Origin of the sequence: Polymorphospora rubra, assembly GCF_018324255.1 — a bacterium.
Lineage (GTDB): Bacteria > Actinomycetota > Actinomycetes > Mycobacteriales > Micromonosporaceae > Polymorphospora > Polymorphospora rubra.
This window is the reverse complement of the sequence record NZ_AP023359.1, coordinates 5,312,083-5,326,673: the sequence shown is the minus strand read 5'-3', so window position 1 is coordinate 5,326,673 and position 14,591 is coordinate 5,312,083. Positions and strand designations below refer to the sequence as shown.

At 73.0% G+C, this 14,591-nt stretch carries 13 protein-coding genes and 3 pseudogenes; 3 read left to right on the top strand and 13 right to left on the bottom strand.

Features of this window, described 5'->3' with window-relative positions; genetic code table 11:
• Window positions 1–5 precede the first annotated feature (5 nt).
• Both Prubr_RS24135 and Prubr_RS24130 read left to right on the top strand, forming a co-directional pair.
• Window positions 6–899: a septum formation family protein gene (locus Prubr_RS24135; RefSeq protein ID WP_212817145.1), complete on the top strand. Its 894-nt coding sequence runs from the start codon at window positions 6–8 to the stop codon at window positions 897–899.
• An 8-nt stretch (window positions 900–907) separates the two neighbouring features.
• Entirely contained in the window at window positions 908–1,804 is an 897-nt protein-coding gene (locus tag Prubr_RS24130) for a septum formation family protein (protein WP_212817144.1), read from the top strand.
• A 42-nt stretch (window positions 1,805–1,846) separates the two neighbouring features.
• On the opposite strand, the gene Prubr_RS24125 is transcribed toward Prubr_RS24130, so the two are convergent.
• The 4 genes and pseudogenes from Prubr_RS24125 to Prubr_RS24110 all read right to left on the bottom strand — a co-directional run bounded on the left by Prubr_RS24125 (window position 1,847) and on the right by Prubr_RS24110 (window position 5,640).
• On the bottom strand, window positions 1,847–3,373 hold the full coding sequence (locus Prubr_RS24125) for an RsmB/NOP family class I SAM-dependent RNA methyltransferase (RefSeq protein WP_212828451.1): 1,527 nt from the start codon (window positions 3,371–3,373) through the stop codon (window positions 1,847–1,849).
• Between the two features lie 5 nt (window positions 3,374–3,378).
• A complete protein-coding gene (gene fmt, locus Prubr_RS24120) occupies window positions 3,379–4,305 on the bottom strand; it encodes a methionyl-tRNA formyltransferase (protein WP_212828449.1) in 927 nt (308 codons plus the stop codon).
• Between the two features lie 5 nt (window positions 4,306–4,310).
• Window positions 4,311–4,870 (bottom strand): annotated as a pseudogene (def, locus tag Prubr_RS24115) (peptide deformylase).
• Window positions 4,871–5,059: 189 nt separating this feature from the next.
• Window positions 5,060–5,640, bottom strand: a pseudogene (locus Prubr_RS24110) (type 1 glutamine amidotransferase domain-containing protein).
• Between the two features lie 387 nt (window positions 5,641–6,027).
• Here Prubr_RS24110 and Prubr_RS24105 point away from each other — a divergent pair.
• Window positions 6,028–6,204 (top strand): hypothetical protein, encoded by a 177-nt coding sequence (locus tag Prubr_RS24105; protein WP_212817143.1) that lies wholly within the window; start codon window positions 6,028–6,030, stop codon window positions 6,202–6,204.
• A 136-nt stretch (window positions 6,205–6,340) separates the two neighbouring features.
• On the opposite strand, the gene Prubr_RS24100 is transcribed toward Prubr_RS24105, so the two are convergent.
• From Prubr_RS24100 to pyrF, 9 genes and pseudogenes are all read right to left on the bottom strand, one after another.
• Window positions 6,341–7,018 carry an HhH-GDP family DNA glycosylase gene (locus tag Prubr_RS24100; RefSeq protein ID WP_212817142.1) on the bottom strand — a complete coding sequence of 226 codons (678 nt, stop codon included), beginning with the start codon at window positions 7,016–7,018 and terminating at the stop codon, window positions 6,341–6,343.
• Between the two features lie 114 nt (window positions 7,019–7,132).
• Window positions 7,133–7,342 (bottom strand): phosphatidylethanolamine-binding protein, encoded by a 210-nt coding sequence (locus Prubr_RS24095; protein ID WP_212817141.1) that lies wholly within the window; start codon window positions 7,340–7,342, stop codon window positions 7,133–7,135.
• A 62-nt stretch (window positions 7,343–7,404) separates the two neighbouring features.
• Window positions 7,405–9,402 (bottom strand): primosomal protein N', encoded by a 1,998-nt coding sequence (locus Prubr_RS24090; RefSeq protein ID WP_246569024.1) that lies wholly within the window; start codon window positions 9,400–9,402, stop codon window positions 7,405–7,407.
• 113 nt (window positions 9,403–9,515) lie between these two features.
• The gene (gene metK / locus Prubr_RS24085; RefSeq protein ID WP_212817139.1) at window positions 9,516–10,712 is read right to left on the bottom strand and encodes a methionine adenosyltransferase; all 1,197 of its coding nucleotides are present in this window, start codon (window positions 10,710–10,712) and stop codon (window positions 9,516–9,518) included.
• A gap of 105 nt (window positions 10,713–10,817) precedes the next feature.
• A complete protein-coding gene (gene coaBC, locus Prubr_RS24080) occupies window positions 10,818–12,023 on the bottom strand; it encodes a bifunctional phosphopantothenoylcysteine decarboxylase/phosphopantothenate--cysteine ligase CoaBC (protein ID WP_212817138.1) in 1,206 nt (401 codons plus the stop codon).
• A gap of 15 nt (window positions 12,024–12,038) precedes the next feature.
• Window positions 12,039–12,302, bottom strand: coding sequence for a DNA-directed RNA polymerase subunit omega (gene rpoZ, locus Prubr_RS24075; RefSeq protein WP_067373935.1), 264 nt, complete (start codon window positions 12,300–12,302; stop codon window positions 12,039–12,041).
• A gap of 295 nt (window positions 12,303–12,597) precedes the next feature.
• Window positions 12,598–13,188, bottom strand: a pseudogene (gene gmk / locus Prubr_RS24070) (guanylate kinase); the annotation flags it as partial.
• Window positions 13,189–13,214: 26 nt separating this feature from the next.
• Complete coding sequence (gene mihF, locus Prubr_RS24065) at window positions 13,215–13,532, bottom strand: integration host factor, actinobacterial type (RefSeq protein ID WP_212817137.1); 318 nt, start codon at window positions 13,530–13,532, stop codon at window positions 13,215–13,217.
• Window positions 13,533–13,702: 170 nt separating this feature from the next.
• Window positions 13,703–14,545: an orotidine-5'-phosphate decarboxylase gene (gene pyrF, locus Prubr_RS24060; RefSeq protein ID WP_212817136.1), complete on the bottom strand. Its 843-nt coding sequence runs from the start codon at window positions 14,543–14,545 to the stop codon at window positions 13,703–13,705.
• Window positions 14,546–14,591 lie beyond the last annotated feature (46 nt).

The window sequence follows — 14,591 nt, the reverse complement described above, 5'->3', positions numbered from 1 at the left end:
CCCACGTGCGTGACCGGCGACGAGTCCACGGACCGCTTGCGGCGCTGGCCGCCGGCCTGATCCTGGCGGTGGCCGGCTGCGGCAACCCGGCCGGCGTCGACGGCCTGCTCACCGACGACTGGGCGGCCTTCCCGGAACCGGTCGCGGTCGTACCGGTCGCCGGCCAGTGCCACGAGTCCACCTCGGGCATCAGGGTCCGGGTGTCCGACCACCACCCCATCGACTGCGCCAACAGCCAGCGGGTCGAGACGATCCACGTCGGAACGTTCGAGCACGCCGACTCCGTCCCGCCGGAAGGCGGCCAGACGATGCGGGCCGCGTTCACCGAGTGCGACCAAAAGGCCCGCGACTGGGTGGGTGGGGACTGGCGGACGGCGCGGCTCAGGCTGATGGTCCGTACGCCCACCGAGACGGCCTGGGCCGGCGGTGCCCGATGGTTCCGGTGCGACCTCAGCGAGGCCCGGGCGGTGTACGCCACCCTCGAGGTGCCGCGTAAGGGCTCGCTGAAGAACGCGCTGACGGCGGAACCGCAACTGCTGCACCAGTGTTTCAAGGTCAACCTGTCCACAGACGAGACCGTGATGTCCATCGTGGCGGTGACCTGTGACAGACCGCACGAGGCCGAGTTCGTCGGGATCCACACGGCGAAACAGGTGACCTACGAGGCGTTCCTGGAGGACTTCGACGACCACCATGCGGCCTGCCTACGGCTGGTCGCCGCCTACGCGCAGGTGCCCGTCGACAGCAACCTGGAGTACCGTGCCCGCACGCTCGTCTACGGGCCGGACGAGGCGGACTGGACGGCCGGCGACCGCGGCGTGCGCTGCCTGGCCTGGCTTCCGGACCGCCTGACCCGGTCGGTACGCGGGGGCGGCACCAGCGCCCTTCCGGCCCGGTGACGACGGCGGTGCGCCACCGGCGTTTCGATCGGCTGCTCGCGGCCCTGGCCGCCGGCCTCGCCCTGACGGTAACCGGCTGCGGCAGCCCGGCCGAAGTCGACGGCCTGCTCACCGACGACTGGCCGGCGCTGGCCGAGCCGGCCCTGTTCACACCGGCGGCCGGGGTCTGCCACCGCCACGCGCCACGGTTCGACACCGGTGCGGCCGACTACAAGCCGGTCGACTGCGGCACCATCCACCAGACCGAGACATTCCACGTCGACGCGTTCGACGCCGGACAGGTCGAACCGCCCAAGCTCGGCGACCCGACGTTGAAGGCCGCGTACGACACCTGTGACACCAAGGCCCGGGAGTGGCTGGGCGGCCGGTGGCAGGACGCCCGGCTGAGCCTGCGGGTCGGGGTGCCCACCCGGCGCGCCTGGGACGCCGGCGCCCGCTGGTTCCGGTGCGACATCCAGGAGTTCGTGGCGCTGCACGCCCGGGAGGCGGCCGATCGTGAGAAGAGCCTGCGGGGTGAGCTCGCGGGCGAGTCCGATCTGCGGCTCGGCTGCTTCGACTACGAGGTGGGGGACGAGTACATCGAGAAGATGCTGCCGACGCTGTGCGGCATACCCCATCTGAGCGAATACGTCGGCACCCACACCGCGACGCACCGGACGTACGAGGCCATGGAGGCCGACGTCGACGGCCTCCACCGGGCCTGCCGACGGGTCCTCGCCGGCTACGCGAAGGTTCCCGAGGACGCCCGGCTCGCCGACCGCGCCGGATGGTTCTACTACCAGCCGGATCCGTACGAGTGGGGCCTCGGCGACCGGGCCGTCCGCTGTTTCGTGGACCGGTACGGCTCGCAGCTGACCCGATCGGTACGCGACGGCGGCGACGCCGCCCTGCCGGTGCGGTACTGACGTCGCCGGCCCGGACCGGCGACGGTCCGGGCCGGCGGCCGGTCAGTCGGTACGGCGCAGCACGGCCAGGAACATCGCGTCGGTGCCGTGCCGGTGCGGCCACAGCTGCACCGTCGGACCGTCGCCGAGCCCCGGCATGCCGGCCGGCAGCAGGGGCCGGGCGTCGACGAAGTCGACCGACACCCCGGACCGGCGGGCCGCCTCGGTGACCGTCACGTGCGTCTCGACGGTGTGCGGCGAGCAGGTGACGTAGGCGACGACGCCGCCCGGCCGGACCGCGTTCAGGGCCGCGCCGAGCAGTTCGCGTTGCAGGCGGGTCAGCGGCGGCAGGTCGGACGGCTGGCGACGCCACCGCGATTCCGGGCGGCGGCGCAACGAGCCGAGGCCGGTGCAGGGGGCGTCGACCAGGACCCGGTCGAAGCCGCCCGCGGGCAGCTGCTCGTCGCGGCCGACGGTCCGCCCGTCGGTGGCCAGCACGGTGACCGGCATGCCACGTACGGCCTGGGTGACCAGCGCGGCCCGGTGCTCGGCGACCTCGACCGCGGTCAGGTGGGCGTCGCGCTGGGCGGCCAGCGCGCCGAGCAGGCCCGCCTTGCCGCCGGGGCCGGCGCACAGGTCGAGCCAACGCCGGTCGTCGCCGTCGACCGGCGCCTCGGCCAGGGCGAGCGCGACCAGTTGCGAGCCCTCGTCCTGCACGTGCGCCCGACCGTCGCGCACCGCGTTCAGTTCGCCCGGCGCGCCGCCGGGCAGGTAGACCGCGTACGGGGAGAAGGCGCCGGGTGCCCCGCCGACCTGGTCGGCGATCTTGACGGCGTCGGCCCGTCCGGGGCGTACGCACAGGTGTACGGGCGGTGGTTCGTTGTCCTCGATGAGCAGCCGGGTCGTCTCGCCGAGGTCGCCGCCGAGCGCCTCGGAGAACGCCCGCACGATCCACCGTGGATGGTGGTGGGCGATGGCGAGGTGCCCGATCGGGTCCGCCTCGTACGCCGGGGCGAGCTGTTCGACCCAGCCGTCGGCGTCCTTGGCGGTGATGCCGCGCAGTACGGCGTTGGCGAACCCGGTCGCGCCCGGCGCGACGGCCCGCACCAGGTCCACTGTCGACGAGACGGCGGCGTGCGCCGGCACCCGGGTGTGCAGGATCTGGTAGGCGCCCAGCCGCAGCGCGTCCCGGGCCGGCGGGTCGATCCGGTCGACGTCCCGCTCGGCGGCGGCGGCGATGATCAGGTCCAGGGTGCCCAGCGCCCGCAGCGTGCCGTACGTCAGCTCGGTGGCGAACGCCGCGTCCCGGCCGTGCAGGCCCATGTCGAGCAGGATCGCCGGCAGCACCAGGTTGGCGTACGCGTCGTCGCGGTGCACCGCGGCGATCGCCTCGTAGGCGGCCTGCCGGGCCCGGTCCACGGTGGACCGGGCGGAGCGGGGCGACCGGCCGTCGCGGCCCTGGAAGTCACGGCCCCGGAAGTCACGGCCCTGGCCACGGCTGTCGCGGCCCTGGCCACGGCTGTCGCGGCCGTCGGGGCGGCCGGCGCGGGCCGGGCGGGTGGCGGGTCGGCCGCCCTCGTGCGGGTTGATGTCGGTCACGCGAACCGCTCCCCCGCCTCGACGCGTACGCCACGTGCCCAGTCGGTGGCCGGCATCGCCTTCTTTCCGGCGGCGCGGACCTCACCGAGCGCGACCGGGGTGGTGGCCGTGCCGGCCAGCACCTGGCCGCGCTCGACCAGCAGCTCGCCGGGCTTGAGGTCGGGGCCGTTCGCCACCGGGCGCACCGGGCCGAGCTTGACCCGGTCGGACCGGAACGTGGTCCACGCGCCGGGCGCCGGCGTGCAGGCCCGCACGCGCCGGTCGACGGCGAACGCCGGGTCGGTCCAGCGGACCTCGGCGTCCTCGGCGGTCAGCTTCGGGGCCAGGCTGACGCCGTCGGCGGGCTGCGGCTCGGCCCGCGCCGCCCCGGAGGCGATCGCGTCGAGCACCGCGACCAGCAGCCCGGCGCCGGAGACGGCGAGCCGCTCCAGCAGGTCGCCGGAGGTGTCAGCGGGCCGGATCTCGTCGGTGAGCGTGCCGAAGACCGGGCCGGTGTCGAGGCCGGCCTCCAACTGGAAGACGCTGGCGCCGGTCAGTTCGTCGCCGTGCAGCACCGCGTGCTGCACGGGCGCCGCGCCGCGCCAGGCCGGCAGAAGCGAGAAGTGCAGGTTGATCCAGCCCTGCGCCGGGATGTCCAGTGCCACCTGCGGCACGAGCGCGCCGTACGCGACAACCGGCACCACGTCGGGCGCGAGTTCTCGCAGCCGGTCGAGGAACTCCGGCTCGCGCGGTCGGGCGGGCGTCAACACCTCGATGCCGCGCTCGTCGGCCCAGGCGCCGACGGGCGAGCGGACCAGCCGGCGGCCCCGGCCGGCCGGGGCGTCGGGGCGGGTCACCACGGCCACCAGTTCGTGGCCGCTGGCGGCGATCGCGTCGAGAGCGGGTACGGCGACGGCCGGCGTACCGGCGAAGACGAGGCGCAAGCGGGTCACCGGCCCAGCCCGAACGGGTTGCCCGTGCTGTGCGGGCTGACCTTCACCACGGGTGGGGCGCCGCGGTCGTACCAGTCCGCCTCGCGGATCGCCTTCATCGCCTCCTTGCGCCCCGCCGAGTCCAGCCGGTCGAGGAAGAGCACCCCGTCGAGGTGGTCGGTCTCGTGCTGCACACAGCGCGCCATCAGACCGGTGCCGACGACCTGCACCGGGTCGCCGTACGAGTTGAAGCCCTTGGCCACCACGTTCATCCGCCGCTTCGTGTCGAAGTAGAGCCCGGGGATCGACAGACAGCCCTCGGGCCGTCCTGTTCCTCCTCGTCGGGAAAGTCGAGCACCGGGTTGATCAGGTGTCCGACGACGTCGTCGACGTCGAAGGCGAAGACGCGCAGGGGCACACCGAGTTGCGGGGCGGCGAGGCCGGCACCGCTGCTGTCCAGCATGGTGTCGGTCAGGTCGGCGACGAGCTTGCGCAGCTCGGCGTCGAAGTCGACCACGGGCTCGGCCGGCGTGCGCAGCACCGGGTCTCCGAACAGGCGGATGGGCTGGACGGTCACGCGGGATGGCTCCTTCACGTACGGCGGCGGTGCTGACGGTCCAGTCTACGGCCGGTGCACGGGACCGGTCGGTGCCGCCACGGGCGGGGGCCGTGGCCCACACGCCGAGGGGGTGGGTCCTCCCGACGCGGGCCACGGCCCCGTCCACCGGATACCCGCCTGCCGGCGTACCCGGTGCTCCGGTGCGGGTCAGGCCGTCGCCATCTGGCCGGCCCGGTGCCCCGCGGCTATCTCGTCGACCATCGCGGCGCAGAACGCCGGGATGTCGGCCGGCCGGCGACTGGTGACCAGGCCGTCGTCGACCTGTACCTCCTCGTCCACCCAGATGCCGCCGGCGTTCATGATGTCGGTCCGCAGACTCGGGTAGGACGTCACCGTCCGGCCCCGACCACGTCGGCCTCGACCAGGCTCCACGGGCCGTGGCAGATCGCGGCGACCGGCTTGTGCTGCTCGAAGAACGACCGGACGAAACGCATCGCGTCCGCGTTCACCCGCAGGCGGTCCGGGTTGACGGCACCGCCGGGCAGCACCAGCGCGTCGTAGTCGTCGGCACTGGCCTCGTCAACGGTACGGCCGACCTCGTGGGTGCCGGCCTTTTCGATGTCCTTCTCCATCGCCTGGATCCGGCCCGGCCGGATCGACACCAGTTCGACCTGTGCGCCGGCCTGCTCGGCGGCCTTGCGTGGCTCGGTGTACTCGACCTCCTCGACCCCATCGGTGGCCAAAAACGCCACCCATCGCCCGGTCAGCGGGTTCTGCTGGGCTGCCATGAGGTGGGCCTCCTTCCGCGGCACGACTCGCGATTCCGCACCGCTCATCGACCAGCGTTCCCATCCCCTCCCCCCGCAAACCGCCCCGGCCGCCAGCCGCGGGGTGGTGCGGCCGGCGGCCGGGATGGTGCGGCCGGGCACGGGGTGTGCGGCCGGACACGTTGATCAAGGACTTGTTGCGCGGCATTTCGGACCAAAGAGCCACGATTACTCCTTGATCGGCAGGGGTGAGCTGACCGGCGGGCGGGCGGGTCGGACAGATCGGGCGGGGCGGCGCGGGCCGAAACGCAGGCCTCGCGAGACGAAGCGGCGGCACCGCCCGGCGGTATCGGCACCCGACACCCAAACCACACAGAGCACCCGAACGATCACTCTAGGTTTCCAGTCGTGGATAACCGTCGGTTCCGGACGATCGCGTCCTTCGGCGCGGGAATCGCCGTTCTCGTCTTCGGCATCGGTGGCAGCGAGGAGGGCCGGCCGTCCGGGGCCATCTTCGTGCTGGCCGGCCTGGCCGCGCTCATCGTCTGGTCGGTGACGAAGCCGGCGGCCGGCGACAAGAAGTGAACGTGACGGCCGGACGGTCCCGCCGTCACGTTAGACAGCGAATTCGGCGTACGTACAGCGAACTCGCTGTGGGCCGGGACAGCGGAACACCGTCGGCCGGAAGCCGGTCCGCGCCCCGTCCGACGGCGACCACCGGCTAACGCGCGGCCACCACCTCGCGGGCCGAATCCGGATCCAGCGCCACCCGGACCAGCGCCGCCGTCAACCGGGCGAACTCGCCGCCCGGCACCAGCCCGGCCAGCGCCTCCGGCGCCGACGGCAGCCCCACCCGGTCCGCTCCGGCGGCGACCCGGCGGTCGGCGTACGGCCGGACGTCGTCCCACACCACCTGCGCCTCCCGCAGGTAGATGTCGGCCCCGGTCGGCCCGATGCCCGGGAACTCGATCAGCAGCTTGCGGGCCCGGGACAGGTCCCCGGCCGCCTCGGCGTGCAGCCGCCGCAGGTCACCGCGCCACCGGTCCAGGCACAGCCGCGCCCCGTCGGCGAGCATCGTCGCCGTCCGTTCGTCGTACCGCCGGTAGTGGCCCCGGCCGAGCGCGGCGATCACGGCCGAACGGTCGGCGGCCGCCAGGTCCTTCGGCGTACGCAGGCGGGCGGCGAACAGTTCGCGGGCGGCGGCCGTCGCCACGCCCGCCCGGATCCGGGTGCTCAGCAGTGTGGCGAGCACCAACAGCTGGTACAGCGGGCCGGGCGCGTCGGCGAGCCGGATGCCGGCCTCCTCGGCGTAGAGACGGCCGTGCCGGTCCAGCAGTGCCCGGGCCCGTTGCCGATGCCCACTCCTGGCCTCCCTCCGGGAGGCCGCGTCCCCACTCATGGCCTCCCTCCGGGAGATTGCGTCCCCACTCATGGCTTCCCTCCGGGTCACCGCGGGATGCCCGGCATGCCGTCGACGGGGGCCGCCGGCATGCCGGGTCCCGACCGCGGTCGGTCACTTGGGCTCGCCCGGTCCCCGTTCGCCCTTGGGGCCGAGGCCGCGCGTGCCGCGCAGCACACCGGTGCGCCGCTCGTCCTCGCGCAGGACCCGGTTGGCCAGCTCGTCGGCCCGGCCGTCCGGGGCCACCCCGGTGTTCTCGATCTTGTTACGCAGGCGGGCACGCTTGATGTCGTACCCGTGACTGCCTGGCCGTTTACCCGACATCACGTCCTCCCTCGTCTGCGACGTAGCGGTCTACCCGCCGCGACGGCGGCCAACCACGCCGATCAGAAGAGGTCGTGCGGATCCACCTGGATCCGTACCGGCTGGGCGGCCTTGCGGGCCGACCGGAGCCCGGCCGCCTCGTGCAGGGCACGGGCCAGGGCGGCCGCCCCGGAGCGGGCGACCCGGACCAGCATCCGTTCCTGGCCGTCACCGGCCGGGACCGGCCCCAGCACGACCGCCGCGTCCGGCAGCCGGGCCCCGGCCAGCAGGTCGGCGACCGCCTCCGGCACGCCGGTGACGCTGGCCATCCGGACCGCCGGTGGGAAGCCGAGCTCCCGGCGGTCGGCGAGCTCCCGGCCGGCGAACCAGCCGGAGTCCCAGCGCAGCAGTGCCTGGACCGGGGCGAGACCGCCGTCGGCGACGACCACGACGCGGCCGCCGGCCGCCGCCGGGCGGGCCAGGGCCGCCGCCGCCATCCACCGGCGCAGCGCCTCCTCGCCGGCCCGCAGGTCGGAGCGGGTCAGCAGCGCCCACGTGTCGAGCAGCAGCACCGCGCCGTAGCCGCCGTCGGCGACGGGTTCGGCGCCGGGGGTGGCCACCACGAGCGCGGCACCGCCGGGTACGGCGGCCAGCACCTCGTCGCGCCCGGAGGTGCGTACCGGGGTGTCCGGGAACGCCCGGCCGAGTTCCTCGGCGGTGCGGCGGGCACCGACGACGGCCGCCCGCAGCCGCCGGCCGCCACAGTTCGGGCAGGCGTATGCGGCGGTGACCCGGCCGCACCAGCGGCAGGCGGGCGGGACGTTCGCCGAGCGCAGCGCGAGCGGGCCGGCGCAGTGCGCGCACCGGGCCGGGGTCCGGCAGTCGACGCAGGCGACCGCCGGCAGGTATCCGCGCCGGGGCACCTGCACCAGCACCGGGGCGTCGGCTTTCAACGCGGCCCGGGCGGCGTCCCAGGCGAGGCTGGGCAGCCGGGCGGTCGCGGCGGCCGGATCGCGGGCGAGTTGCGGGTCGTCGCCGGTCGGCCGCACCTGCGGGGTACGCGCCCGCAGCGCGGCCCGGTCCGCGACGATCTGCCGGGCCCAGCCGGTCTCGGCGAGCTGCTGCGCCTCGCCGGTACGCGCGTACCCACCGACGAGCGCGGCCGCGTCGGCGAGCTGGGCCCGGGTCAGCAGCACCTCGCGGGCGTGCGGGTACGGCGCCCGGGGCTCGGCGTGCAGGTCGTCGCCGTCGTCCCAGATCGCGACCAGGCCGAGCCGGTCGACGGGGGCGAACATGGCGGCCCGGGTGCCGACCACGACGGACACCTGCCCGCGGCTGGCGGCGAGAAAGGCGCGGTAGCGCCGGGCGGGGCCGAGGGCGGCGGACAGCGCGACGTGCCGGCCGGGGCCGAGGAGGGTGGACAGCGCGGTGTCGAGCCGGTCGAGGTCGCGGGCGTCGGCGACGACGGCGACGGCGCCCCGCCCGCCGGCGACGGTGGCGGCGATCGCGTGCGCGTACGCGGCGGCCCAGTCGGCGCCTGGCAGCGCCGACCAGACGGCGCGGGGTGAGCGCCCGTCGGCGAGCGCCCGCAGGAACCCGGGTCCGGTCGGATAGTCCCCCCAGCCGCCGTCCCCCTTCCCCGCGACGGGCTCCGCGATCTTGCGATCGTCTCCCTCTTCCGCCCCGGTTCGGGAGCCGACAACCGCAAGATCGCGAGAGGGCACGGCGGGGGTGGGGGTGGAAGCCTGTTCGGTACGGGCGTGGCGGGGCGGGACGGCGAGCCGGAGGACGTCGGCGAGGTTGCCCGCGTAGCGGTCGGCGACCGCCCGGGCGAGCCGGGCCACCTCGGCGGTGAGTACCCGTTCGGGTGACACCAGCCGTTCGAGGAACGCCAGTTTGCCGTCGTGTCCGGAGGAGTCGACCCGGTCCAGCAGCCAGCCGTCGACTAGTTGCCCGGCGAACCGGACCCGGACCCTGGTGCCGGGCAGCGCGGTCTCCTCGACCTCGGCGGGTACGAGGTAGTCGAACGGTCGGTCGAGGTGGGCCAGCGGCACGTCGACACAGACGCGGGCGACCGGCAGCCGCTGGGCGGGCTGCCGGTCGCTCCGGCTACGTGTCGTGGTCACCGCGCCATCCTGCCTGGGCCCGGCGGTCGGCTGCCGACCGCCGGGAACCGCGGCGTGGCGCGGCCGGCTCAGGCGCCGACGGCGGACTTCAGGTCGCCGGCCCGCTCGGTGCTCTCCCAGGTCAGGTCCGGCAGCTCACGGCCGAAGTGGCCGTAGGCGGCGGTCTGCTGGTAGATCGGACGCAGCAGGTTGAGGTCCCGGATGATCGCGGCGGGCCGCAGGTCGAAGACCTCCTTGATCGCCTTCTCGATCCGGTCGACCGGGACGGTCTCGGTGCCGAACGTCTCGACGAAGAGGCTGACCGGGTGGGCCTTGCCGATCGCGTACGCGACCTGGACCTCGCAGCGCTCGGCGAGCCCGGCGGCGACGACGTTCTTGGCGACCCAGCGGGTCGCGTACGCGGCGGAGCGGTCGACCTTCGACGGGTCCTTGCCGGAGAAGGCGCCGCCGCCGTGCCGGGCGTAGCCGCCGTAGGTGTCGACAATGATCTTGCGCCCGGTGAGGCCGGCGTCGCCCATCGGGCCGCCGATCTCGAACCGGCCGGTCGGGTTGACCAGCAGCCGGTAGCCCTCGGTGTCCAGGCCGAGGCTCTCCAGCTCGGGCGCGATGACGTGCTCGCGCACGTCCGGGGTCAGCAGCGACTCGAGCGAGATGTCGGCGGCGTGCTGGCTGGAGACGACGACGGTGTCGAGCCGTACCGGACGCAGCCCGTCGTATTCGATCGTGACCTGGGTCTTGCCGTCGGGCCGCAGGTAGGGGATGGTGCCGTCCTTGCGGGCCGCGGAGAGCCGGCGGGCCAGCCGGTGGGCGAGCGCGATCGGCAGCGGCATCAGCTCGGGGGTCTCCGAGCAGGCGAAGCCGAACATCATGCCCTGGTCGCCGGCGCCCTGCTGGTCGAGCAGGTCGCTGCCGCCCTCGCCGGCCCGCAGCTCGATGGCGGTGTCGACGCCCTGCGCGATGTCCGGCGACTGGGAGCCGATGGAGACGCTGACGCCGCACGACGCGCCGTCGAAGCCCTTCTTCGACGAGTCGTAGCCGATGCCGAGGATCGTCTCGCGGACGATCGTCGGGATGTCGGCGTACGCCTGGGTGGTCACCTCGCCCGCGACGTGCACCTGGCCGGTCGTGATCAGGGTCTCGACCGCGACCCGGCTACGCGGGTCCTGCGACAGGAGTGCGTCGAGGATGCCGTCGCTGATCTGGTCGGCGATCTTGTCGGGGTGACCTTCCGTGACTGACTCGGAAGTAAAGAGGCGTCGTGCCACGGTGCTCCTCACGTCTGGAAACTCTTTCGCGATCGAAAGTTCTCGCGGCAGTGTAGGACCCACCGCCCCGAAGACCGAGCCTAGGCCCTCGGACCGGCCCGACGGTCACGAGCCGGTTAACCGCGCCCCGACCAGGTCCCATACCGCGTCGGCCAGATCATCTTTGGCCTGTTGTGCGAGTTCTGTCGTTGATCCGTCAGCACCGAGCACGGTGGCCGCGTTCGTCTCGGCTCCGAACACCTTGTCCGGTCCGACCTCGTTGACCACGATCAGGTCCGCCTTCTTGCGTACCAGCTTGGCCCGCGCGTTGGCCACCGCATCGCCGGTCTCGGCCGCGAAGGCGACCAGGACCTGGCCGGGCGGCTTGCGCTCCCCCAGTTCGGCGGCGATGTCCGGGTTGGTGACCAGTTCGATCGTGGGCGCCACCCCGTCCGCCGCCTTCTTGATCTTCTGTTCGGCGTAGGTGGCGGGTCGGAAATCCGCGGGGGCCGCCGCCATCACCACGACGTCGGCGTCCGCGGCGGCGGCCAACGTCGCCCGCCGCAGTTCCTCGGTCGTGCCGACCCGGACGACGTCGGCCCCGGCCGGATCCGGCAGCGTCACGTTCGCGGCGACCAGCGTCACCCGGGCGCCCCGGGCCGCGGCCGTGACGGCGAAGGCATACCCCTGCTTGCCCGACGAGCGGTTGCCGAGGAACCGTACGGGGTCGAGCGGTTCGCGGGTGCCGCCGGCGGTGACGACCACGTGCCGTCCGGCCAGGTCGTGCCGGACCGGACCGCCGTGGCGCAGGACCCGCCGGGCGTACGCGAAGATGGCCGCCGGGTCCGGCAGCCGGCCCTTGCCGGTGTCGGCGCCGGTCAACCGGCCGCTGGCCGGCTCGACCACGAGTACGCCGCGACGGCGCAGGGTGGCCACGTTGTCGACGGTGGCCGGGTGCTCCCACATCTCGGTGTGCATCGCCGGGGCGAGCACCACCGGGCAGCGGGCGGTCAGCAGCGTGTTGGTCAGCAGGTCGTCGGCCAGCCCGTGGGCGGCCTTCGCCAACAGGTCGGCGGTCGCCGGGGCGACCACCACCAGGTCGGCGGACTGACCGAGCCGGACGTGCGGCACCTCGTGCACGTCGGACCACACGTCGTCGGCGACCGGGTTGCCGGACAGGGCGGCCCAGGTGGGTGCCCCGACGAACCGCAGAGCGGACGCGGTCGGCACCACCCGGACGTCGTGACCCGACTCGGTGAACAGCCGGAGCAGCTCGCACGCCTTGTAGGCGGCGATGCCGCCACCTACGCCGAGAACGACCCGTGGGGGCATCGGGGCGCCGCCGGACTACGGCTGGTCGGTCGGCTCTGCGGTGAGCAGGCCCGCGTTGATCTCGCGCATCGCGATCGAAAGCGGCTTCTCCTGCGGCGTGGTCTCCACCAGCGGCCCGACGTACTCCAGCAGGCCCTCACCGAGCTGGCTGTAGTAGGCGTTGACCTGACGGGCCCGCTTGGCGGCGAAGATGACCAGGGCGTACTTCGACGTCGTCTTGTCGAGCAGCTCGTCGATCGGGGGGTTGGTGATGCCTTCCGGATTCGCGATGGATCCCACGGAAACAAACCTCTGAGTTCTCAACCACCTGTCGGCGGTTGGTTCTGGGCCGGTTGGGCCGCGTCTGGATTGTGTCGGGCTACCGATGAACCGAGTTCAGCTGCCCTGGGTTCAGGTGGCCCGGATCGAGGTTCCCCGATTCGAAATCCCCCGCTCCGAACTCGGCCGACCCGGGACCGGTGGCACCGGAACCGGTGGAACCGAGACCAGTAGAGCTGAACCCGGTGGAACCGAGACCAGCAGAACTGAGACCGGTGGAACTGGACCCAGCAGAACCGAGACGGGTGGAGCTGAGCTGAGCCGGGGTCAGAAACGACGAACCGAGCAATCCTACCAGCTCATCGGCGGCACGCTCGACGACGTCATTGACGATCGTCCGGTCGAACTCGGCCTCCGCCGCCAGTTCCTCGTCGGCGTGCGCCAGTCTGCGCGCGATGGTGTCCTCGTCCTCGGTGCCGCGCCCGATCAGCCGGCGCTTCAGTTCCTCGATGCTCGGCGGCGCCAGGAACACGAGCTGCGCCTCGGGCATGGCGGCCCGCACCTGGCGGGCGCCCTGGAGGTCGATCTTCAACAACACGGGTACGCCCTCGCGCAGCCGCGCCTCGACCGCCGCCCGTGGCGTGCCGTAGAGGTTGCCGGCGAACTCCGCCCACTCCAGCAGTTGCCCGCTGGCTCTGAGCCGTTCGAACTCGACCCGGTCGACGAAGTAGTAGTGCACCCCGTCGACCTCGTTCTCGCGCTTCTTTCGGGTGGTCACCGACACCGACAACCACACCCAGTGCGAGCGCGCCCGGACGGACTCGATCACGCTGTCCTTGCCGACCCCGGAGGGGCCGGAAAGGACGGTGAGCCGAGCTTCCGGGCGCGCGTCGTCATCCATGCTCACTGCTTGTTTCTACACGGTGCCGCGAACTAGTTCGCAGCGAACTCCCCGAGCAGCGCCTTCCGCTGCTGCTCGCCGAGACCGCGGAGGCGGCGGCTGTCGGCAATCTTGAGCTTCTCCATGATCTGGGTGGCTCGGATCTTGCCGATGCCCGGCAGCGCCTGGAGGACGGCCGAAACCTTCAATTTTCCGACGACGTCGTCGCCTTCCGCCCGGTCGAGCACGGCGGCGAGGGTGGTCTTGCCCTGCTTGAGCTGCTCCTTCAGCTCAGCACGGGCTTTGCGGATCTCCGCGGCCTTCTCCAGCGCGGCAGCACGCTGTTCGGGGCTCAGTGACGGGAGCGGCACCAGTTCTCCTCGGGTCCCTATCGCGGTGGGCGGGACGCACCACCGCATCTGTGAAACGTGGTGTGACCGGGAACCAAAGGGGCATGTGGTTCCCAGCGCCGGGAAAACTAGCGGCGAATGACGATTTGAGCAACGTCGCCGCGCCATGATCACGCACCGGCGTCGCCCAATCACTCAAAGCCGACACCCAGCGCGTGACGGCATTCGGCCTGTACCCGGGCCACCGCGTCCCGCAAACCGGACACCGCGGGACCTTGCGCCAGGACGTCGCGAGAGTACGAGGGGAGCACAAGGGAAAGCCCTTTCCCGAAGACCGCACGGAGATCCTCCGCCGCCCCGCCCTGCGCGCCGAGCCCCGGTGCGAGCAGCGGACCATTGACCTGCGACAGATCGTGGCCGGTGGCGCCGATCGTCGCGCCGACCACCAGCCCGAAGCCGCCGAGCGGCTCCGCACCCCTGTTGAGCTGGGAAATCTCATCGATCACGGTTTGCGCGACGGTGCGCCCGTCGGCCACCTTCGCGTGCTGGACGGTCCGCCCCTCGGGATTCGAGGTCAGCGCCAGCACGAACACGCCGCCGCCGTTGCGGCGCGCGGTGTCGAACATCGGACCGAGCGCGCCGACCCCGAGGAAAGGGCTCGCGGTGACCGCATCGACATACATCGGACTGGATGGCTCCAGGTAGGCCGAGGCGTACGCGCCCATCGTGGAACCGACGTCCCCGCGCTTCGCGTCCAGAAGAACGAGCGCCCCGGCATTCCGCAACTGTCGGATAATTGACTCAAGTACGGCGAGTCCCTGGGATCCGAAACGTTCGAAAAATGCGGATTGTGGCTTGAAGATGGCAACCCGGTCCGCGAGCGCGTCGACAACGGTCTGACCAAAGCTCGCCAGACCCTCGACATCGTCCGGCAGCCCCCACTGCCGGAGCAGGGCTGCGTGGGGATCGATGCCCACGCAGACCGGCCCACGCTCCATTGTCGCCCGCCGCAGCCGGGCCCCGAAACTCTCCATGTCAGATCCTTTCGTCGTCACTTCCTCGGGCTGTCTAGCCCGCTCC